21 protein-coding genes are annotated in these 22,888 nt (G+C 36.9%); all 21 read left to right on the forward strand.

The window, feature by feature from the left end; all coding sequences use genetic code 11:
• The first annotated feature begins 22 nt into the window (after positions 1-22).
• The 21 genes from Y7E_RS0110885 (at position 23) to cotE (ending at position 22,766) form a co-directional block, all read left to right on the forward strand.
• Complete coding sequence (locus Y7E_RS0110885; protein WP_017151288.1) at positions 23-1,555, forward strand: ABC transporter ATP-binding protein; 1,533 nt, start codon at positions 23-25, stop codon at positions 1,553-1,555.
• Positions 1,548-2,606 (forward strand): ABC transporter permease, encoded by a 1,059-nt coding sequence (locus Y7E_RS0110890; RefSeq protein WP_017151289.1) that lies wholly within the window; start codon positions 1,548-1,550, stop codon positions 2,604-2,606. Before Y7E_RS0110885 ends, Y7E_RS0110890 begins: the two co-directional genes overlap by 8 nt.
• Positions 2,607-3,566 (forward strand): ABC transporter permease, encoded by a 960-nt coding sequence (locus Y7E_RS0110895; protein ID WP_017151290.1) that lies wholly within the window; start codon positions 2,607-2,609, stop codon positions 3,564-3,566.
• A gap of 201 nt (positions 3,567-3,767) precedes the next feature.
• The gene (gene yfmF, locus Y7E_RS0110900) at positions 3,768-5,042 is read left to right on the forward strand and encodes an EF-P 5-aminopentanol modification-associated protein YfmF (protein WP_017151291.1); all 1,275 of its coding nucleotides are present in this window, start codon (positions 3,768-3,770) and stop codon (positions 5,040-5,042) included.
• Positions 5,043-6,329, forward strand: coding sequence for an EF-P 5-aminopentanol modification-associated protein YfmH (gene yfmH, locus Y7E_RS0110905; protein WP_017151292.1), 1,287 nt, complete (start codon positions 5,043-5,045; stop codon positions 6,327-6,329).
• 183 nt (positions 6,330-6,512) lie between these two features.
• Positions 6,513-7,226: an elongation factor P 5-aminopentanone reductase gene (ymfI, locus tag Y7E_RS0110910; protein WP_017151293.1), complete on the forward strand. Its 714-nt coding sequence runs from the start codon at positions 6,513-6,515 to the stop codon at positions 7,224-7,226.
• A gap of 79 nt (positions 7,227-7,305) precedes the next feature.
• Positions 7,306-7,554 (forward strand): DUF3243 domain-containing protein, encoded by a 249-nt coding sequence (locus tag Y7E_RS0110915; protein ID WP_000114454.1) that lies wholly within the window; start codon positions 7,306-7,308, stop codon positions 7,552-7,554.
• A 138-nt stretch (positions 7,555-7,692) separates the two neighbouring features.
• On the forward strand, positions 7,693-8,478 hold the full coding sequence (locus Y7E_RS0110920; protein WP_017151294.1) for a DUF3388 domain-containing protein: 786 nt from the start codon (positions 7,693-7,695) through the stop codon (positions 8,476-8,478).
• Between the two features lie 21 nt (positions 8,479-8,499).
• Positions 8,500-9,402 (forward strand): helix-turn-helix domain-containing protein, encoded by a 903-nt coding sequence (locus Y7E_RS0110925; RefSeq protein ID WP_026049174.1) that lies wholly within the window; start codon positions 8,500-8,502, stop codon positions 9,400-9,402.
• A gap of 64 nt (positions 9,403-9,466) precedes the next feature.
• Positions 9,467-10,045, forward strand: coding sequence for a CDP-diacylglycerol--glycerol-3-phosphate 3-phosphatidyltransferase (pgsA, locus tag Y7E_RS0110930; RefSeq protein WP_017151296.1), 579 nt, complete (start codon positions 9,467-9,469; stop codon positions 10,043-10,045).
• Between the two features lie 20 nt (positions 10,046-10,065).
• Positions 10,066-11,304 (forward strand): competence/damage-inducible protein A, encoded by a 1,239-nt coding sequence (locus Y7E_RS0110935; protein WP_017151297.1) that lies wholly within the window; start codon positions 10,066-10,068, stop codon positions 11,302-11,304.
• 142 nt (positions 11,305-11,446) lie between these two features.
• On the forward strand, positions 11,447-12,478 hold the full coding sequence (gene recA, locus Y7E_RS0110940; protein WP_017151298.1) for a recombinase RecA: 1,032 nt from the start codon (positions 11,447-11,449) through the stop codon (positions 12,476-12,478).
• Positions 12,479-12,909: 431 nt separating this feature from the next.
• Positions 12,910-14,472: a ribonuclease Y gene (gene rny, locus Y7E_RS0110945; RefSeq protein WP_000099780.1), complete on the forward strand. Its 1,563-nt coding sequence runs from the start codon at positions 12,910-12,912 to the stop codon at positions 14,470-14,472.
• Between the two features lie 198 nt (positions 14,473-14,670).
• Positions 14,671-15,465, forward strand: a complete 795-nt coding sequence (locus tag Y7E_RS0110950) for a TIGR00282 family metallophosphoesterase (protein WP_003199419.1) — start codon at positions 14,671-14,673, stop codon at positions 15,463-15,465.
• 148 nt (positions 15,466-15,613) lie between these two features.
• A complete protein-coding gene (gene spoVS, locus Y7E_RS0110955; protein WP_000404341.1) occupies positions 15,614-15,874 on the forward strand; it encodes a stage V sporulation protein SpoVS in 261 nt (86 codons plus the stop codon).
• Between the two features lie 23 nt (positions 15,875-15,897).
• Positions 15,898-16,860, forward strand: coding sequence for a dipeptidase (locus Y7E_RS0110960; RefSeq protein ID WP_167321106.1), 963 nt, complete (start codon positions 15,898-15,900; stop codon positions 16,858-16,860).
• Between the two features lie 257 nt (positions 16,861-17,117).
• Entirely contained in the window at positions 17,118-18,875 is a 1,758-nt protein-coding gene (locus Y7E_RS0110965; protein WP_017151300.1) for a 2-oxoacid:acceptor oxidoreductase subunit alpha, read from the forward strand.
• On the forward strand, positions 18,862-19,728 hold the full coding sequence (locus Y7E_RS0110970) for a 2-oxoacid:ferredoxin oxidoreductase subunit beta (RefSeq protein WP_017151301.1): 867 nt from the start codon (positions 18,862-18,864) through the stop codon (positions 19,726-19,728). Before Y7E_RS0110965 ends, Y7E_RS0110970 begins: the two co-directional genes overlap by 14 nt.
• Positions 19,729-20,128: 400 nt before the next feature.
• Entirely contained in the window at positions 20,129-21,658 is a 1,530-nt protein-coding gene (gene miaB, locus Y7E_RS0110975; protein ID WP_017151302.1) for a tRNA (N6-isopentenyl adenosine(37)-C2)-methylthiotransferase MiaB, read from the forward strand.
• A gap of 3 nt (positions 21,659-21,661) precedes the next feature.
• Positions 21,662-22,093, forward strand: coding sequence for a YlbF/YmcA family competence regulator (locus Y7E_RS0110980; protein WP_017151303.1), 432 nt, complete (start codon positions 21,662-21,664; stop codon positions 22,091-22,093).
• Between the two features lie 130 nt (positions 22,094-22,223).
• Positions 22,224-22,766, forward strand: coding sequence for an outer spore coat protein CotE (cotE, locus tag Y7E_RS0110985; protein ID WP_017151304.1), 543 nt, complete (start codon positions 22,224-22,226; stop codon positions 22,764-22,766).
• The last annotated feature ends 122 nt before the right edge of the window (positions 22,767-22,888 follow it).

The raw sequence follows: 22,888 nt of genomic DNA on the forward strand, positions 1-22,888 counted from the left end.
CCCTGCTAAAAGGAGGAACAAAATGGAATACGTAATTGAGATGAATAATATTACAAAAGTATTCCCAGGCATTGTAGCAAACGATAATATTACGCTACAAGTAAAACAGGGAGAAATACATGCTTTACTCGGAGAAAATGGTGCAGGGAAGTCAACGTTAATGAACGTTCTTTTTGGATTATATCAACCAGAACAAGGAGAAATTAAAATTAAAGGGAACCCTGTGAAAATTACAAATCCTAATATTGCAAATGACTTCGGGATTGGTATGGTTCATCAACATTTTATGCTCGTTCATAATTTTACAGTTACAGAGAATATTATTCTTGGAAATGAACCGAAGAGAAAAGGGAAAATTGCTGTTGATGAAGCAGCTAAAGAGATTAAACAGTTATCGGAACAATATGGTTTAGCGGTAGATCCATATGCGAAAATTGAGGATATCTCGGTTGGTATGCAGCAGCGCGTTGAGATTTTAAAAACGCTCTATCGCGGGGCAGAAATTTTAATATTTGATGAACCGACGGCAGTGTTAACTCCCCAAGAGATTCATGAGCTCATTCAAATTATGAAAAAGCTTGTACAAGAAGGTAAATCTATTATTCTTATTACACATAAGTTAAAAGAAATTATGGAAGTTTGTAATCGCTGTACGATTATTCGAAAAGGAAAAGGGATTGGAACTGTTGACGTTGCAAATACAAATGAACATAAACTTGCAGAATTAATGGTCGGACGTCAAGTGAATTTTAAAACAGAAAAATCGGACGCCATACCTGAGGAAGGTGTACTCTCCATTGCAAACCTTGTGGTTCATGATGCGCGTCAATTACCTGCTGTAAAAGGCCTTGACTTAACTGTTCGTGCAGGAGAAATTGTCGGTATTGCAGGGATTGATGGGAATGGACAAAGTGAACTTATAGAAGCGATTACTGGTTTACGAAAAGTTGAGTCAGGTTCTATTGCAATTAAAGGGAAAGAAATAACAAATTGGCCAGTTAGACGTATTACAGAAGAAGGAATTGGTCATATTCCAGAGGACCGTCATAAACATGGTCTCGTTCTTGATTTTTCAGTAAGAGATAATATGGTCTTGCAAACGTATTATAAAAATCAATTTTCGAAAAAAGGGATTTTAAATTTCGCTAAAATTACGGAGAAAGCAAAAGCTCTAATCGAACAGTTTGATGTGCGCACACCAAGTGAACAAACATTAGCGCGTGCCCTATCTGGTGGGAACCAGCAAAAGGCAATTATTGCACGTGAAATAGATCGTGATCCAGATTTATTAATTGCAGCGCAGCCGACACGTGGTTTAGATGTTGGAGCGATTGAGTTTATTCATAAGAAATTAATCGAGCAGAGAGATAAAGGGAAAGCAGTACTTCTCCTATCTTTAGAACTCGATGAGATTTTAAATGTGAGTGATCGCGTTGCTGTTATTTATGAAGGGAAAATCGTTGCGGTTGTGAATGCAAAAGAAACGAATGAAAAGCAACTAGGTCTGTTAATGGCTGGTGGAACAGGGGAAGAGAAGGTGAATACAAATGGCTAAAAAATTTTTAACGGAGCGAACAATTAATATTTTAGTACCTGTGTTGTCCGTTATTTTTGGTTTAATTGTTGGAGCCATTGTAATGGTAGCTAGTGGATATGATCCAATTGTTGGTTATGCAGCATTATGGGAGGGGATGGTCGGAAATCCGCAAGCTATAGGAGAAACGCTTCGGACGATGATTCCACTTGTTTTAGCTGGCTTGTCTGTTGCATTTGCGTTCCGTACGGGATTATTTAATATCGGAGTAGAAGGTCAGTTGTTAGTTGGTTGGCTTGCGGCAGTTTGGTTTGGCTATGCGGTGTCTTTACCAGCATTTTTGCATATTCCATTATCTATATTAGTTGCAGCTATCGTTGGTGGGTTATGGGGATTTGTCCCAGGATATTTAAAAGGTAAATTTAAAGTAAATGAAGTTATTGTTACAATTATGATGAACTACATTGCGCTTTATGTTACATATGACCTGATTAAGCGATTTTTACATGAAGCAAATGAGAAATCATATGATATTCAACCGAGTGCTTCGTTAGCATCAGAGTGGTTAGCATCTATGACAGATGGATCCCGTCTTCACTGGGGAATTGTCGTTGCAATTTTAGTTGCAATTTTGATGTGGTTCTTACTAGATCGGACAACTTTAGGGTATGAATTGAAATCAGTTGGGTTTAACCAGCATGCTTCGCAGTATGCTGGAATGCAAGTATCTCGTAATGTTGTATTATCCATGACAATCGCCGGTGCATTTGCCGGTATTGGTGGTGCAATGGAAGGGCTTGGGACATTTCAAAATATGACGGCGATGTCTTCGTTTACTGGAATTGGATTTGATGGAATTGCGGTAGCGCTTCTTGGTGGGAATAATCCATTTGGTATTTTACTTGCAGCTTTACTATTTGGTGGTTTAAAAAGTGCAGCGCCGCAAATGAACTTTGAAGCAGATGTTCCATCAGAGCTAATTAACGTAATTATTGCATGTATTATCTTCTTTGTTGCATGTAGTTATGTTTTAAGATGGGCGCTTACTCGCATGAGCAAGGAGGGGAAATAAATGAGCTTCCTAGATATTTTAGCCATTCTTGTGACAGGTACATTATATACGGCGGCACCGCTTATTTTTACAGCGCTAGGTGGAGTGTTTAGTGAACGTTCTGGTGTTGTAAATATTGCATTAGAAGGATTAATGTTATTTGGTGCATTTGTTGGTATAGTTACAACATTGTTAATGGGAGATACATGGGGAACGATGACTCCTTGGATTGCACTTGTTTTTGCAGCAATTGGTGGTGGGTTATTTGCGCTCCTTCATGCAGTTGCATCGATTACGTTCCGCGCTGATCAAGTTGTTAGTGGGGTTGCCATCAACTTTTTAGCCCTTGGTTTAACAGTGTTTGCGATTAAGAAGATCTTTGGCAAAGGACAAACTGATTTTATTCAATACAGAATTGAAAAAATTGATGTTCCAGGGCTTTCAGATATTCCGGTTATCGGAAAAATCTTTTTCTCAAATGTACCATTAACATCGTATATTGCCATTATTTTAGCATTTGTTGTTTGGTATATTATTTATAAAACTCCGTTTGGTCTTCGCTTACGTGCGGTAGGTGAACATCCTATGGCAGCAGATACAATGGGAATTAATGTATATAAAATGCGCTATCTCGCTGTTTGTATTTCAGGAATGTTTGCGGGAGTAGGTGGTGCGATTTTTGCAATGTCAATCTCGAATAACTTCTCAGGCGCAACGATTACAGGACAAGGTTTCTTAGCATTAGCTGCGATGATCTTTGGTAAATGGAATCCGCTAGGGGCGCTTGGAGCTGCTTTATTCTTTGGATTTGCTCAATCTCTTGGAGTAACTGGTGGTACAATTCCTGTATTAAAAGAGATTCCAAGTGTGTTCTTAACGATATTACCATATGTGTTCACAATTTTAGCGCTTGTTGGTTTTGTCGGACGTTCAGAAGCTCCAAAGGCACTTGGAACACCGTATGAAAAAGGAAAAAGATAAGCGTTTTAAAAGTATGGAAAAAGCTCGCACATTAGTGCGGGCTTTTTTACATAGAATATGCTTAATACAGAAATTTTCTTTCTCTCTTTAATTGGTAAACTGTTTGAGGAGAAAGTATGTAAGGGAGAAAAGTTGATTTTTCGTTTCTAAAAACTGTATATTGAAGAGGAATATTCCTATATACGTAAAGGAGGGCTATTAATGAGACTGATGGAACAGCAAATGCATGAATTAGGTGGTTTGCGTGTACATATGATTCCGACAGATAAATATAAAACAAATACATTTGTATTTCGCTTTAAAGCACCATTGAATGAAGAAACGGTGACAGAGCGTGCTTTATTACCATATGTATTGCAGAGTGCAACAGAAAAATTACCATCCGTAATTCGTCTTCGCCAATATTTAGAGGAATTGTACGGTTCTTCCCTAGCGGTAGATGTAAGTAAAAAAGGGGAAGATCATATCATCTCCATTTATGTGGATATTGCCAATGAAACCTATTTACAGGATGCACCACCACTCTTCGAAAAGGCACTGTCTATGCTGTCGGATATCGTATTACATCCAGCAACGGAAGGAAGCGGTTTTTTACAGTCAATTGTAGAAAGTGAAAAAAGAGCGCTCGTGCAACGGATTGAAGCTACATATGATGATAAAATGCGCTATGCTAATGAACGATTAATTGAAGAAATGTGTAAAGTAGAACCGTATCGTTTAAGTGCAAATGGTCAAAAAGAGCGCGTTGCTTCCATTACGAATGAAACGTTATACCGCTATTATCAAAAGGTGTTAGCGGAAGATGAAATGGATCTATATATCATTGGTGATATAGCTGAAGAGGCGATTGGTCTAGTAGGTAAATACTTTTCAATTGCACCTCGTACAGCAAAAGAGAAAAATGTCATTCTTCATAAGCGAAATAATGAAGAAAAAGAAATTGTCGAAAAACAAGAATTAAAGCAGAGTAAGTTAAATATCGGATATCGCACATATATTACGTACCGTGATGAAGATTATTTTGCGCTGCAGCTGTTTAATGGATTATTTGGCGGATTCTCACACTCAAAATTATTTGTGAATGTACGCGAAAAAAATAGTTTAGCGTATTATGCAGCATCGCGTTTTGAAAGCCATAAAGGTCTTCTCTTTGTTATGTCTGGAATTGAAGCGAAAAATTATGAAAAAGCGGTCGAGATTATTAAAGAACAAATGAAAGCGATGCAAAGCGGTGACTTTTCAGAAGAAGAGATTCATCAAACAAAAAGTGTTATTCAAAATCAAATTTTAGAGGCGATTGATACACCGCGTGGTTTCGTGGAAATGCTTTATCATGGCATCATAGCAGAACGTACGCGTCCAGTAGAGGAATGGTTAACTGGGATTGAACGTGTTACAAAAGAGGAAATTGTAAAGGTTGCCAATAGCATTGAGCTAGATACGATTTACTTTTTACACGGGACGGAGGGCGAATAGATGGAGAAAATTCCTTATGAACAATTAAAAGAAACGCTTTATTATGAAAAGCTTCCGAATGGATTAGATGTATATATATTGCCGAAGCAAGGATTTAACAAAACTTTTGCAACGTTTACAACAAAATATGGTTCCATTGATAATACGTTTGTCCCGCTTGGAAAAGAAGAAATGGTTCGAGTGCCAGATGGGATTGCTCATTTTCTTGAGCATAAATTGTTTGAAAAAGAAGATCATGACGCGTTTCAATTGTTTAGTAAACAAGGTGCTTCTGCGAATGCCTTTACGTCATTTACGAGAACAGCGTATTTGTTTTCGTGTACATCAAATGTAGAACAAAATTTAAATACATTATTAAATTTTGTTCAGGAACCTTATTTCTCTGAAAAAACAGTTGAGAAAGAAAAGGGGATTATTGGTCAAGAAATTCAAATGTATCAAGATAATCCAGATTGGCGTTTGTATTTTGGTTTAATCGATAGTTTATTTGTTAAACATCCAGTTAAAATTGATATTGCAGGAACGATTGAGTCTATTAGTAAAATTACAAAAGACTTATTGTATGAGTGCTATGAGACATTTTATCATCCTAGCAATATGTTGTTATTTGTTGTAGGAGCAATTGATCCAGAAAAAACAATGAATGTAGTACGTGAAAACCAAGCGAAAAAAGATTATAAAAATCAACCAGAAATCGCACGTTCATTTGAAGATGAACCAGAATCAGTAAATGAAAAGAAAAAAATTATTTCTATGCCTGTTCAAACACCCAAATGTTTAGTCGGTATTAAAGCGACTGGACTTAAAGAAAAAGGGCAAGAGCTTTTGAAACAAGAGATTGCGCTTACATTACTTTTAGATTATTTATTTGGAAAAGGATCAGCTCATTATGAGTCATTATATAATGAAGGACTCATTGATGATTCATTCTCTTATGATTATACAGAAGAGAGCAACTTTGGTTTTGCAATGGTTGGTGGTGATACGAAACAGCCTGATGAGCTGGCAGATCGATTGAAAAGTATTCTACTACAGACAAATTATGGTGAGTTAGATAAGGAGACGCTAGAGCGTGTAAAGAAAAAGAAAATTGGTGGATTCTTACGCTCGCTTAACTCACCTGAATATATTGCAAACCAATTCACAAGGTATGCGTTTAATGAATCTAGTTTGTTTGATGCTCTTTCTGTTTTAGAGGGCTTAACTGTTCAAGATTTACAAGAAGCAGCAAAAGTATTTTTATCTGAGGAAAGAATGAGTATTTGCCAAGTCTTGCCAAAGAAATAACGTGAAACATGAATAAGTTGGGCTTAAGCTTTACAATTTAGAATTTTACGGACAGTTTATCCATCTCCCTCACCTAACTTTTTGGTTATTGCCGAATTGTAAGGTGAGGGTATTATTTGTTTGTGAATACATGATAAAATTAATGATTTGAAAGAGTTTCTCTGTAGAGGAAAGAGGATACATATGACAAAGTTTGCGTTAGTGACTGGAGGAAGCGGTGGAATCGGCTCCGCAATTTCAAAACAATTAGTTGAAGATGGGTATACGGTGTATGTTCATTACAACAAGAGTGAAGAGAAAATAAAAGAATTAAAGCTAGAGCTTGGTGCAATTATTCCAGTTCAAGCTAATTTGGCAATAGCAGATGGCGTGCAAAAGCTATGGGAACAAATACATCATCCTATTGATGTGATTGTGTATGCAGCTGGAAAGAGTATATTTGGTTTGGCGACAGATGTGACAAATGGGCAATTGAATGAAATGGTGGAATTGCAAGTGAAGAGTGTCTATAATCTTCTTTCACTCGCGCTTCCATCGATGATTCGCCTCAGAAGTGGGAATATCGTTGTTATTTCATCTATATGGGGACAAGTAGGAGCGTCTTGTGAGGTGCTATATTCTATGGTAAAAGGTGCACAAAATTCTTATGTGAAAGCACTCGCAAAAGAGGTTGCACTAAGTGGTATACGTGTAAATGCAGTGGCACCAGGAGCAATAGAGACAGAAATGTTAAGCGTGTTTTCAGAAGAGGACAAGAAAGGAATTGCAGAAGAAATTCCAGTTGGAAGGATTGGATTTCCAGAAGAAGTCGCAAAAACTGTTTCTTTCCTAGTATCATCAGGGGCTTCGTATATAACAGGGCAAATTATTGGGGTGAATGGTGGCTGGCATTGTTAAAATAAAAATTTGTACATAAAAAATAAGAAATTGTACAAATTAAGCATGATTCTATTACTTAATAGTGAGGTGCTTAATCATGTCAGTACTAGATAATTTTGACCAGTGGAAAAGCTTTTTAGGAGAGCGCTTAGAACAGGCGCAAGGAAAAGGACTTGATGGTGGTGCAGTTTCAGATATGGCATTCCGTGTAGGTGATTATTTGGCAAATGAAGTAGAGGCGCGAAATGATCAAGAAAAATTATTAGCGGAGCTTTGGAAAGTCGCTGATGAACAAGAACAACATACAATCGCTAATTTAATGGTAAAGTTTGTGCAACATAAGTAAAAAAAGAGAGGAGAAAATCCTCTCTTTTTTTTAGGTATTGAAAATACCATGCTTCAATTATACATTTATCTTCCCTATTAACGTAAAATCATATAATATAGTACGTAGGTGTAAAGTAAGCAAGGGGAGTGACGTCTGATGATTGAATGGTATTTTGAATATGAAATACATAAAAACCGACCTGGCTTGCTTGGTGACGTTTCTTCGTTAATCGGTATGCTTGGCATTAATATTGTCACAATTAATGGTGTAGATAATGCTCGGCGTGGACTGTTGCTTATGTGTGATAATCAAGAGCAAATCTCTAGACTTGAATCAATTTTGAATACGATGGATAATATAACGGTAACGAAATATCGTCCGCCAAAGCTCAGAGATAGGTTGGCAGTTAGGCACGGTAGGTACATACAGCGAGATGCAGATGATAAGAAGACATTTCGTTTTGTGCGTGATGAATTGGGTTTACTCGTTGATTTTATGGCAGAAATAATGAAAAAAGAAGGACATAAACTCATCGGGATAAGAGGGATGCCTCGCGTTGGAAAAACAGAATCTATCGTTGCTGCAAGCGTTTGTGCAAATAAGCGTTGGCTTTTTGTTTCGTCTACTCTTATTAAGCAAACTGTACGCAGTCAACTGATTGAAGATGAGTATAGTGACGACAATATTTTTATATTAGATGGCATTGTTTCAACAAAGCGTGCAAATGAAAGACATTGGCAACTTGTTCGTGAAATTATGAGATTACCTGCAACTAAAGTCGTCGAACATCCAGATGTATTTGTGAGTCAATCAGAATATACACTTGATGATTTTGATTATATTATTGAATTGCGTAACGATTATGATGAAGAAATTCAATATAATTTAGTAGATGAAATTGAGCAAGGAACGCAAAATAATTTCTCTATGTTTGACTTTTAAGGAAATATTGAGGTGTTAGCAGTGACGGAATTAGGACAAAAGCTGAAGGAAGCAAGAGAAGCGAAAGGCTTGTCTATTGATCAGCTACATGAGGTTACGAAAATTCAAAAACGTTATTTAGTAACAATTGAAGAGGGCGATTATAGTATATTGCCCGGTGCATTTTATGCACGTGCATTTATTAAACAATATGCGGATGCGGTTGGTCTGAACGGAGAAGAGTTACTTGTAGAGTATCAGAGTATAATACCACAATCTGAGTCTCATGATGTACCACAAGTATCAACAAGTCAAAAGACACAAGAAACCATGCAAAAAGCAGCATCGCTTCCAATAGCAGATCATATGCCTAAAATATTGATTGCATTATTGGTAATTGCAGTAGGGGTAGCTGTGTGGTTTATTTTCCAATGGTTAGCTGGAAAAGATGAAGGGCAAGTAAAACAAACGAAAAGTGAACAAATAGAAGTACAGAAGGCGAAAAATTCTCCGCTGGATCAAAAGGAAGAAGATGTAAAAGCAGAAGAATCTAAAAAAGAAGAACCAAAGAAAGAAGAAACACCAGCGCAACAACCGCCTGATGGACAAGAAGAAGTGAAGGTTGTTGGAACAAGTGGTAAGGTATCTACTTTGGAAATTCATAATAATAAAGCACTGGAGTTAGAAATTACAGCGAAGGGTGCAAGTTATGTAGATGTTAAAAATGAAGGTGGAAATGTCATTTTTAATGGTACACTTCAAGAAGGTCAAACAGAGAAACATGATTTAACAACAGCAAAAGAAGTACTTCTCAACATTGGAAGTGCACCGAATGTTGAAATTAAACTGAATGGCCAAGTTGTTGCTTTCCCACTAGATCCAGAAAAGGAATATCACCAAAGATTAGTGATTAAAAATCTAGGGGTAGGGCAACCTGCACAATAACAGTCATCGCTTCGATGACTTTTTTCCAATGAACAAATGTTTTTGACATGATGGAGGAATAGCTGTGAATTTACCAAATAAAATTACAATATCTCGAATCTGCTTAATTCCAATTTTTTTAGTAATTATGTTAGCTCCTTTTAACTGGGGAACATATACAGTTGGAAATGTAGATTTACCAATTCAACATTTAGTAGGAGCGATCATTTTTATTATTGCTTCAGCTACAGATTGGATTGATGGACATTATGCAAGAAAACACAACCAAGTGACGAATTTAGGGAAGTTTTTAGATCCATTAGCAGACAAATTATTAGTATCTGCAGCGTTAATTACACTTGTAGATTTACATTATGTAGCAACATGGATAGCGATTGTTATTATTAGTCGTGAATTTGCAGTTACAGGGCTTCGCCTTGTGTTGGCTGGTACAGGAGAAGTAGCTGCTGCGAAAATGCCTGGTAAAATAAAAATGTGGATGCAAGTAGTTGCGATTTCTGCATATTTACTTCACGATGTACCATTAAATTTAATTCATATTCCAGTTGCAGAGATTACAATATGGATTGCACTTATTTTTACGATTATTTCAGGATGGGATTATTTCTGGAAAAATAGAGCTGTGTTTAAGAATTCAAAATAACAGCTTATGGGGGAATCGGAATGAATGCCGAAATTATTGCGGTTGGAACAGAATTGTTACTCGGACAAATTACAAATACAAATGCAAAGTTTTTATCGGAAAAGTTAGCTTCCATTGGAATTAATGTGTATTATCATACTGTTGTGGGTGATAATAATCATCGTTTACAAGAAGCGATTCAAATTGCTGAGAAGCGTGCAGATATACTCATTTTTACTGGTGGATTAGGACCGACAAAAGATGATTTAACGAAAGAAACAATTGCGTCAACTTTACAAGAAGAACTTGTTTATGATGAAGTGGCATTAACGTCAATTGGTGAGTATTTTAAACGTACAGGACGCGAGTTCACAGAAAATAATAAGAAACAAGCACTTGTTTTAAAAGGGTCGACTGTATTTGCAAATGATCATGGTATGGCTCCGGGTATGGGGTTAGCTAAGAACGAGAAGGTTTATATTCTATTACCAGGACCGCCAAAAGAAATGAAACCGATGTATACAAATTACGTAGAGCCATTTTTACGTAACTTTACAACTGAAGAGCATATATATTCCCGTGTTCTTCGCTTTTTCGGCATTGGAGAATCCCAACTGGAAGTGAAAGTTCAAGACTTAATTGACGGGCAAACGAATCCAACAATTGCTCCGTTAGCTTCAGATGGAGAAGTAACGCTTCGTTTGACCGCTAAACATCAGGATGTAAAAAAAGCGGAAATGCTCATTCAACATGTAGAAGATTTGATCTTAGAACGAGTAGGGGAATTTTTCTACGGATATAATCAAGATTTTCTTCATAATAAAGCAATTGATTTATTGAAGAAAAAAGATTTAACTTTAGCGTGTGCGGAAAGTTTAACGGGCGGTCTGTTTGGAAATCAAGTAACAGAAAATGCCGGCGTATCTTCTGTGTTTAAAGGCGGCGTGATTTGCTATCATAACCATGTGAAACAACATGTTTTACAAGTACCTGAAGAAACACTACAAACGGTCGGTGCTGTTAGCGAACAATGTGCTCGTTATCTTGCTGAAAATGTTAAAATACTTTTAAAAGCAGATATCGGAATTAGTTTCACTGGAGTAGCAGGGCCGGATGCTTCGGAAAATAAAGAACCAGGGACTGTATTTGTTGGGTTAGCGATAAAGGGTGAACCGACAGTAGTATTTCCTCTTAAATTGAGTGGAAGTCGTCAGCAAATAAGAGAACGCTCTACAAAATATGGATTTTATCATTTATATAAAAAACTAGAAGAGATGTGAGTTTCTTCTAGTTTTTTTGTGGGGAAAAATGAAAGATTTTCCATGGAAAACAAAAAAACGAATAAATGTTCGATTTTTGTTGGCAAATTGATATAGAAATAGGTATAATAAGATTAGCAATTCAGTTAAGGAGGAATTTTGAATGAGTGATCGTCAAGCGGCATTAGATATGGCGTTAAAACAAATAGAGAAGCAATTTGGTAAAGGTTCAATTATGAAATTAGGAGAACAGGCAGAACGTAGAGTTTCTACGGTGCCAAGCGGTTCGTTAGCACTTGATGTAGCTTTAGGTGTTGGTGGTTACCCAAGAGGGCGTATTATTGAAATCTACGGACCTGAAAGTTCAGGTAAAACAACGGTTTCCTTACATGCGATTGCAGAAGTGCAACGTCAAGGTGGACAAGCAGCATTTATTGATGCGGAACATGCAATGGATCCGGTATATGCACAAAAGTTAGGTGTTAATATTGATGAGCTACTATTATCACAGCCTGATACAGGAGAACAAGGTCTAGAAATTGCAGAAGCATTAGTACGAAGCGGTGCAATTGATATTATCGTAATTGACTCTGTAGCGGCTCTTGTACCAAAAGCGGAAATCGAAGGGGAAATGGGTGACTCTCACGTTGGTTTACAAGCACGTTTAATGTCACAAGCACTTCGTAAGCTTTCTGGTGCGATTAACAAATCAAAAACAATTGCAATCTTTATTAACCAAATTCGTGAAAAAGTTGGGGTTATGTTCGGGAACCCAGAAACAACTCCAGGTGGTCGTGCGTTGAAATTCTATTCAACAGTTCGTCTTGAAGTGCGTCGCGCTGAGCAATTAAAGCAAGGTAACGACATTGTTGGTAACAAAACAAAAGTAAAAGTAGTAAAAAATAAAGTAGCACCTCCTTTCCGTGTTGCTGAAGTTGATATTATGTACGGAGAAGGAATTTCAAGAGAAGGCGAAATTTTAGATATGGCTTCTGAACTTGATATCGTTCAAAAAAGTGGCGCTTGGTATTCTTATAATGAGGAACGTTTAGGACAAGGGCGCGAGAATGCAAAACAATTCTTAAAAGAAAACCCAGAATTAAGAGATGAAATTGCATTCTTTATTCGTGAGCATCATGGTATTGGTGAAGCTGCTGCTTCTGAAAACTTAGAAGAAAGTACTCTTCTGGATTAATAAAAGACACGATTCCGTGTCTTTTATTTTTATCCCACAATAATATGTAGCAAAATCTTTCGTTAAGATCCTCTCGTTTGTTAGAACTGATTTGGTAAGGGTTGTCATCATTGGTGAATATAAACTTTCTTCGTTAAAAGAAGATTTACATGACAAAGGTAAAGAAAGTAAAAGTAGACAACGCTTGACAATGAAAAATGCGATAGATACAATGAGAATGTATATTTTTTCTTATATACGATACACTCTTCTCTAGAAGAGAAGTAACATTCGGAGTAGGTTCTATACCTTTTCGAAATAATAATATGACATTTTAATTGTGAAATGAAGAAAATCCCTTAAAAAAGCGGGGCGACGGTCTTTGCTGTACGTTGCAAATCAATGTACATGCCGACAGTCTTTTTTCATTCATAGCAAGGGGAGGTGAAATCATGAGTAGTACAGTTTGGGTACTCATCTCCATTTTGCTTGCAACAGTCGGTGCAGTTGTTGGCTTTTTTGTTCGAAAGTCTATTGCAGAAGCGAAGATTAATGGTGCAGCAAACGAAGCGAGACGTATTTTAGAAGATGCAAATCGCGAAGCAGAGGCACTTAAGAAAGAAGCGCTTTTAGAAGCAAAGGATGAAATTCATACACTTCGTACAGAAGCTGAATTAGAAATTCGTGACCGTAGAAGCGAATTACAAAAACAAGAAAATCGTTTAATGCAAAAAGAAGAGAACCTTGATCGTAAAGACGAAACGCTCGATAAGCGCGAGCAAATGTTAGAAAAGAAAGAGGAATCTCTTGTAGCGAGACAACAACAGATTGAAGAGTTGGAAAGCAAAGTGGGAGAGTTAGTTCAAAAGCAACAAACGGAATTAGAGCGCATTTCCAATCTGACACGCGAACAAGCGAAAGCAATCATTTTAGGGAAAGTGGAAAGTGAAATTTCTCATGAAATTGCCGTTATGGTAAAAGAAAGTGAAGTTCGTGCGAAAGAAGAGGCGGATAAGAAAGCAAAAGAGATTTTATCTCTTGCAATGCAAAGATGTGCAGCTGATCATGTTGCTGAAACAACCGTTTCGGTTGTAAATCTTCCAAATGACGAAATGAAAGGACGTATCATCGGACGAGAAGGACGTAATATTCGTACGCTAGAAACGTTAACGGGTATTGATCTTATTATTGATGATACGCCAGAAGCGGTAATCCTATCAGGATTTGATCCAATTCGTCGTGAAACTGCTCGTATCGCTCTTGATAAGCTCGTACAGGATGGGCGTATTCACCCAGCACGGATTGAGGAAATGGTTGAAAAGTCAAGACGTGAAGTGGATGAGTATATTCGTGAAGTGGGAGAACAAACGACATTTGAAGTAGGTGTACATGGATTACATCCAGATTTAATCAAAATTTTAGGTCGTTTGAAATTCCGTACAAGTTATGGTCAAAACGTGTTAAAACATTCTATGGAAGTAGCGTATTTAGCAGGGCTTATGGCAGCTGAGCTTGGCGAGGACGAAAAGTTAGCGAGACGTGCAGGTCTATTGCATGATATCGGAAAAGCAATTGATCATGAAGTAGAGGGAAGTCACGTTGAAATTGGTGTTGAACTCGCAACGAAATATAAAGAGCATCCAGTTGTTATTAATAGTATCGCATCTCACCATGGTGATACAGAGCCAACTTCTATCATTGCCGTTTTAGTTGCAGCAGCGGATGCGTTATCAGCTGCAAGACCAGGAGCTCGTAGTGAGACACTGGAAAACTATATTCGCCGTCTTGAAAAGTTAGAAGAGATTTCAGAATCCTATGAAGGAGTAGAGAAATCCTTTGCAATTCAAGCAGGACGCGAAGTTCGCATCTTGGTAAAACCGGATACAATTGATGATTTAGAAGCTCATCGTTTAGCACGTGATATTCGAAAACGTATTGAAAATGAACTGGATTATCCAGGACATATTAAAGTAACAGTTATTCGTGAAACACGTGCAGTGGAATACGCAAAATAAAGTGGTGAAACACCACTTTATTTTTTTGTGTTGGGATTGGGCAATATAAAATAAAACGCTTGCAAATCAGCTTTATCCAATTTCAATTCTAATTGGCTAGAATAGAAGAAAAGTTTAAATGAGCAGTTTGTTTTTCTTATAAGTGAATAGCTTGTAAGGTAGTAATAAAATAAGTAGTACATAGAAAGGGTAAGACATATGAGAATTTTATTTGTTGGAGATGTAGTAGGATCCCCTGGAAGAGGTATGATTCAACAATACGTACCGGCGTTAAAAAAGAAATATACGCCTACAGTAACAATTATTAATGGAGAAAATGCTGCAGGTGGTCGTGGTATTACAGAGAAAATTTACCGAAACTTTTTAGAGTGTGGTGCACAAGCAGTTACGCTTGGGAATCATGCTTGGGATAACCGTGAAGTGTTTGAATTTATTGATGATGCAAAATATCTTGCAAGACCAGCCAATTTCCCAGAGGGAACACCAGGAAAAGGACTTATTTTTGTAAATTGTAACGGTACAGAAGTAGCGGTAATTAACTTACAAGGACGTACGTTCCTTCCGCCAATTGATTGTCCGTTCCGAAAAGTGGATGAATTAATTAACATTGCGAAAAAGCGCACAAATATTATCTTTATTGATTTTCATGCTGAGACAACAAGTGAAAAACAAGCACTTGGTTGGTACGTAGACGGACGTGCTACAGCGGTAGTAGGCACACATACGCATGTTCCAACAGCAGATAATCGTATTTTACCAAGCGGGACAGCTTACATTACAGATGTTGGAATGACTGGTCCATATGATGGGATTTTAGGTATGGATCGTGAAGCTGTACTGAAGAAGTTTTTAACGAATTTACCTGTACGTTTTGAAGTAACAAATGGGAGAACGCAGTTAAGTGCAGTATTAATTGATGTGGATCCGAATACAGGAAAAGCGAAAAAAATTGAACGTATTTTAATCAATGATGATCAGCCATTTTTTGAATAATATTATTTAAAAGTTAGAAAAAACATTATATTTTAATTTTTTAGAAAAATTACAGAAATTTAGCAGGAATACATGTCTTTCCTCGTGAATATAAGTTAAAGTGAAATAATCGCTAATACTTTTTAAAGAAACGAGGAGGAAACGAGGAATGGAAATATTAAAAGTTAAAGCAACTTCGGTCCCTAACTCTGTAGCCGGTGCACTTGCTGGAGTTATTCGCGAACGCGGAACAGCAGAAATCCAAGCTATTGGCGCAGGTGCATTAAATCAAGCCGTGAAGGCAGTAGCAATTGCAAGAGGGTTTGTAGCGCCTAGTGGTTTGGATTTGATTTGTATCCCAGCTTTTACAGACATTATGATTGATGGTGAAGAACGTACAGCAATAAAATTAATTGTAGAACCTCGTTAAGTTTAAACAACCTGTTTGCTTTTATGCAAACAGGTTGTTTTTATGGAGAAGGAGGAATAAAAGTGAAAGTGTTTGATGCACATTGTGATGTATTATGGCAACTATGGAATGCAAAAGGAAAGAAGGATTTTCAAAATGATCCGTCTTTACATATTACATTTGAACAATTGGAGCAAAGAAAGGGAAGTGTACAATGCTTTGCGATATATGTACCTGAAACAGTACCATATGAACAACGTTTTGAAGCCGCGCTAGCTATGGTAGATATATTTTATAAGCAGGTTTTATCGTTACCAAACATGAAATTGATTCAGACAAAAAAAGATATAGAGCAGTTAGGACCAAATGAAGTCGGCGCCATTTTAACATTAGAAGGTGGCGAAGCAGTTGGAAAAGACATGATGAAATTACGCACTCTCTATCGTTTAGGAGTCCGTTCTATGGGACTCACGTGGAATCATGCGAATTTATTAGCTGATGGAGCACTGGAAACAAGAGGAGCTGGACTTACTACTTTTGGTAAGAAGATTGTAGAAGAGCTGAATTCATTTCGTTTATGGACAGATATGTCTCACTTAAATGAAAAAGGATTTTGGGATGTGATGGAAATTGCTCGATATCCAATTGCATCACATTCAAATTGTTATGAGCTTTGTCAGCACCCGCGTAATCTGAAGGATGAACAAGTACAAGCACTTATTCAAAAAGATGGTGTAATTGGTGTAACGTTCGTTCCAGAGTTTTTAACCAATCATAGACCTGCTTATATGGATGACATATTACGGCATGTGGAACGCATTTGTTCACTTGGAGGAGAGCGTAATATAGGATTTGGTTCGGATTTTGATGGTATCACAGAAACGGTTGTCGGTGTGGAAGCATATCGGCGTTATGAATATGTAATCAATGAACTGAGTAAGCGATACAGTGAAACGAATGTCCAAAGTTTTCTGTATAATAATTTTATTAATCATATTTCTTTTTAGAGACTTATTTTATGCTGTGTTTTCGATTTAAAATAAGAAGTTAGAAAAATTAAAAAATTTGAATAAAATCAAGCCGAAATATTGCATTTTTTTCATTGTAAGGCTAGAATTGTAGACGAATTAAGATTACGCAAAACATTCAGGTAAGTCTGAAGAGGTATAATTTGCGTCCATTGTAGTTTCTTTGCATAAAAAGTGCTACACTATTACTGTAAAAAAATACACTACAATGAATGCAGCCAAAAGGGGTGTAGGAGATGATTAGTCAACTTTCATGGAAAGTTGGAGGACAACAAGGTGAAGGAATTGAAAGTACAGGAGAAATCTTCTGTATTGCATTAAACCGCTTAGGGTATTACCTATACGGTTACCGCCACTTTTCATCACGAATTAAGGGTGGTCATACAAATAATAAGATTCGCGTAAGTACAACTGAAGTACGCGCAATATCAGATGATTTAGATATTTTAATTGCTTTTGATCAAGAAACAATTGATTTTAACTTCCACGAACTACGACCAGGTGGAATTGTCGTTGCAGACGCAAAATTTAATCCAACTATACCAGAAAATTCAGATGTAAATCTATATGCAATACCGTTTACAGATATTGCTTCTGAGCTAGGTACATCATTAATGAAAAACATGGTTGCTGTCGGGGCATCTAGTGCAGTATTAGGATTAGATGAAACTGTATATCTAGAAGTTGTTGATGAAATTTTCGGCCGCAAAGGAGAGCAAGTTGTTGCGAAGAATATGGAAGCAATTAAACGCGGCTCTCAATACATGAAAGAATTGCTTGGTGAAAAAGTAAACATGATGCAGCTTGAAAAAGCTGATGGTCAAAAACGTATGTTTATGATTGGTAACGATGCAATTGCATTCGGAGCAGTAGCTGGCGGTGCTCGCTTTATGTCAGCATATCCAATTACACCTGCATCTGAAATTATGGAATATTTAATTAAAAAACTTCCAAAAGTAGGCGGAACAGTCATCCAAACTGAGGATGAAATTGCTGCTTGTACAATGGCAATTGGTGCAAACTATGCTGGTGTACGTACACTAACAGCATCAGCAGGACCTGGTCTATCTTTAATGATGGAAGCAATCGGTTTAGCTGGTATTACAGAAACACCGCTTGTTATCGTTGATACACAGCGTGGTGGTCCAAGTACTGGTTTACCAACAAAACAAGAACAATCGGATTTAATGGCAATGATTTACGGTACGCATGGTGAAATTCCAAAAATCGTAATGGCGCCAAGTACTGTTGAAGAAGCGTTTTATGATATTGTCGAAGCATTTAACTTAGCGGAAGAATATCAAGTACCTGTTATTTTCTTAACAGACTTACAGCTTTCTTTAGGAAAACAAACAGTAGAACCACTGAAGTTAGACAGAGTAGAAATTCGCCGCGGTAAGCTTGATTTACAAGCAGAGTTACCAGAGCGTGAAAATAAAGCTTACTTTAAACGTTACGAAGTAACAGAAGATGGTGTTTCACCACGCGTTTTACCTGGTATGAAAAATGGTGTTCATCATGTTACAGGTGTAGAACATGATGAAACTGGTAAACCATCTGAATCAGCACTGAATCGTAAAGCACAAATGGACAAACGTTTCCGTAAAATGGAGAATCTAAAATTTAATACCCCTGTATACAAAAATGCCAAGTATGATGACGCTGATGTATTATTAGTAGGTTTTAACTCTACTCGTGGTGCAATTGAAGAAGCGATGGAGCGTTTAGAGCAAGAAGGATTAAAAGTAAATCATGCTCATGTTCGTTTAATTCATCCGTTTCCAACACATGAAATCCTTCCACTTGTGAAGAGTGCAAAGCGCGTTGTTGTTGTGGAAAATAATGCAACAGGCCAGCTTGCTAACATTATGAAGATGAATCTTGGCAGTGGAGAGAAAATTTCTAGTCTGTTAAAATACGACGGAAATCCATTCTTACCAAAAGAAATTTACAACGAATGCAAAAAAGGGGTTGTATTAAATGGCAACATTTAAGGACTTTCGTAACAGCGTAAAACCAAACTGGTGTCCAGGTTGCGGTGACTTCTCAGTGCAAGCGGCAATTCAACGTGCAGCTGCGAACGTTGGTTTAAATCCAGATGATTTAGCTGTTATTTCAGGTATCGGCTGTTCTGGTCGTATTTCAGGTTATATCAATTCATATGGCGTTCATAGTATTCATGGACGTGCACTTCCAATTGCACAAGGTGTGAAAATGGCAAACCGTGATTTAACGGTCATCGCATCTGGTGGTGACGGAGATGGCTTTGCAATCGGTATGGGACATACCATTCATTCAATTCGTCGTAACATCGACATTACGTACATCGTTATGGATAACCAAATTTACGGTTTAACAAAAGGTCAAACTTCACCACGTAGTGAAGCAGGATTTAAAACGAAAAGTACACCACAAGGTTCAATTGAGCCAGCATTATCTGTAATGGAAATGGCATTAACAGCTGGTGCGACATTTGTTGCACAAAGTTTCTCTAGTGATTTAAAAGAATTAACACAGCTAATTGAAGCTGGTATTAAGCATAAAGGATTCTCTTTAATTAACGTATTTAGCCCATGCGTAACTTATAATAAAGTAAATACGTATGATTGGTTTAAAGAGAATTTAACAAAACTAAGCACAGTAGAAGGATACGATCCATCTAATCGTATGATTGCTATGCAAACATTGATGGAAAACAAAGGTTTAGTAACGGGATTGATTTATCAAAATACAGAACAGCCTTCTTACCAAGAACTTGTAAAGGGATATAGTGAAAAACCTTTAGTGCAAGCTGATTTACAGATGGATCAAAAAATGTTCGATGAACTCGTTGCTGAATTTATGTAATTATAATAAAAGAGCTGCTTAACGGCAGCTTTTTTTATTTACTCAGAAAATTCAGAATGATAAAATGGTAGTGTATCGTCTTGTCAGAAAAAATTAGTTTGTGCGCTGTAGTACGTGGGTATGATACTGTCTCTTTGTTGTTAAATTTGGATAAACATCTTATACTATGATAGTGTGTATAGAAATAAAGTAATATGTTTTTAAAGGACAAGGTTAAAACAACAAAAAAGGGAATGTCTATTGGTGTCGGGAAGACCCCATTCTTATGGATGGTTAGATCGATTACTTGGGTTTCAAGGGGCAAGCCATCTCTCAAACTATTCTAATCTTTAAGATGGGTCTGATTGTCATTAAAATGGACTACAGAGTGTGTATAGTTAAGGTTGAAAGGAGATTACCCATGAACGAGCAACAACGATTAGCAAGTCAACAAGCGAATTCTTCTATGAAAAAAGAAGAAAAAGATTATAGCAAATACTTTGAAAGTGTATATCAGCCACCTTCCTTGAAGGATGCGAAAAAACGCGGGAAAGAAGAAGTGAAAATCGAGCGTGATTTTGGTTTACCAGAAGAGTTTCGTAACTTTGGTGCTGGAAGAAAGTTTTATATCCGTACTTATGGATGTCAAATGAATGAGCATGATACAGAAGTAATGGCTGGTATTTTTACAGCGCTTGGATATGAACCAACATTTTCGACAGAAGATGCAGATGTGATTCTATTAAATACTTGTGCCATTCGTGAAAATGCTGAGAATAAAGTATTTGGTGAACTTGGTCATTTAAAACCATTAAAACAAAGAAACCCTGATCTTTTAATCGGTGTTTGTGGTTGTATGTCTCAAGAAGAATCTGTTGTAAACAAAATTATGCAAAAAAACCAACATGTAGATATGGTATTTGGTACACATAATATTCATCGTTTGCCGTACATTTTAAAAGATGCGATGTTCTCAAAAGCGACAGTTGTTGAAGTATGGTCAAAAGAAGGGGATGTAATTGAAAACCTTCCGAAGGTGCGTCGTGGTGATATTAAGGCATGGGTAAATATTATGTATGGATGCGACAAATTCTGTACATATTGCATCGTACCATATACACGTGGTAAAGAACGTAGTCGCCGCCCAGAAGATATTATTAATGAAGTCCGTCATTTAGCGGCAAATGGGTATAAAGAAATTACGTTGCTTGGTCAGAACGTAAACGCATATGGTAAAGACTTTGAAGATTTAGAATATGGTCTTGGCGATTTAATGGATGAACTTCGTAAGATTGATATAGCACGTGTTCGTTTTACAACAAGTCACCCGCGTGATTTCGATGATCACTTAATTGAGGTGCTTGGAAAAGGCGGTAATTTAGTTGAACATATCCACTTACCAGTGCAATCTGGAAGTACAGATATGCTAAAAATTATGGCACGTAAATATTCACGAGAACATTATCTAGAACTTGTACGTAAGATTAAAGAAGCGATCCCGAATGCAGTATTAACAACTGATATTATCGTAGGTTTCCCAAATGAAACTGATGAGCAGTTTGAAGAAACGATGTCGTTATATCGTGAAGTAGGTTTTGATAGTGCATTTACATTTATTTATTCTCCACGTGAAGGTACACCTGCTGCAAAAATGAAGGATAATGTACCGATGGAAGTAAAAAAAGAGCGTTTACAACGTTTAAATGCATTAGTTAATGAGTATTCTATGGAAAAGAATAAACGATATAAAGGCCAAATCGTTGAAGTACTAGTTGATGGAGAGAGTAAGAATAATCCTGATGTGCTTGCAGGCTATACGCGTGCAAATAAGCTTGTAAACTTCGTAGCTCCAAAATCTGCAATCGGTCAGCTTGTAAAAGTAAAAGTAACAGAAGCAAAAACTTGGTCTCTAAACGGGGAATTGGTTGAGGAGCCGATCGAGGTGAAATAATAGATGAAAGTTTATACAAAAGATGAAATTGTTGAGCAAGCGAAAGAATTAGCGAAAATGATTTCTGAAACAGAAGAAGTGGATTTCTTTAAACGTGCGGAAGCACAAATTCATAAAAATGAAAATGTAAAATATGCAATTGATGAAATTAAAGCATTGCAAAAACAAGCAGTAAACTTACAGCATTATGGAAAATGGGAAGCGTTGAAAAAAGTAGAAGCGGAAATAGATGCTCTGCAAGATAAACTTGATAGCATTCCGGTTGTACAGGAATTTAAATCTTCACAAACATATGTAAATGATTTACTGCAACTTGTAGCAAGTACCATTTCTAATAACGTCACGGATGAAATTTTAATTTCAACTGGTGGCAATGTGTTAAAAGGCGAAACAGGTGCTGAAGTAGAGAGTAAAAAAGGCAACTGTGGTTGTTAAGGGAGATGTCCTATGGACATCTCTTTTTTTGTTTTTATTCTGCTCTATAGTCTTTTGTCAAAAAAAGAATGACACATTCCGCTATTGTCACGCATATGATTAAGTGAATATTGATTGAGGAGGGTTCCGAATGTCCGAATTTAGAGAGATTATTACAAAAGCGGTAGTGGGAAAAGGACGTAAGTATACAAAGTCAACGCATACATGTGAATCAAATCATGAGCCGACAAGTATTCTCGGATGTTGGGTAATTAATCACACATATGAAGCGAGAAAGAATGGGAAGTCTGTAGAAATTGAAGGATACTACGATGTGAATACGTGGTACTCATTTGATGAAAACACAAAAACAGAAGTTGTAACAGAACGTGTTAGTTACACGGATGAAGTGAATGTTGGATATCGTGACAAAAACTTTTCAGGTGAAGATTTAGAAATTATTGCCCGCGTTATTCAACATCCAAATTGTTTAGAAGCAATCGTTTCACCAAATGGTAATAAAATTGTTGTAACTGTAGAGCGTGAATTTGTAACAGAAGTTGTCGGTGAAACAAAAATTTGTGTAAATGTAAATCCAGATGGATGTCCAGAGGATGAGGATAACTTTGAAGTAGATGATGATGAATTTGAAGAGTTAGATCCAAACTTTATTGTAGATGCAGAAGAAGAGTAAGAAGAGGCTAGGAAGAAATTCTTCCTAGCTTTTTTACATAGTATAAGTGATATTGAATAGAACTGTTTTGTATCGGAAATGTGCTATAATGAAGAGAGACTCCTATAAGTGGAGAGAAAATT

Source organism: Bacillus bingmayongensis (genome assembly GCF_000299035.1).
Taxonomy (GTDB): Bacteria; Bacillota; Bacilli; order Bacillales; family Bacillaceae_G; genus Bacillus_A; species Bacillus_A bingmayongensis.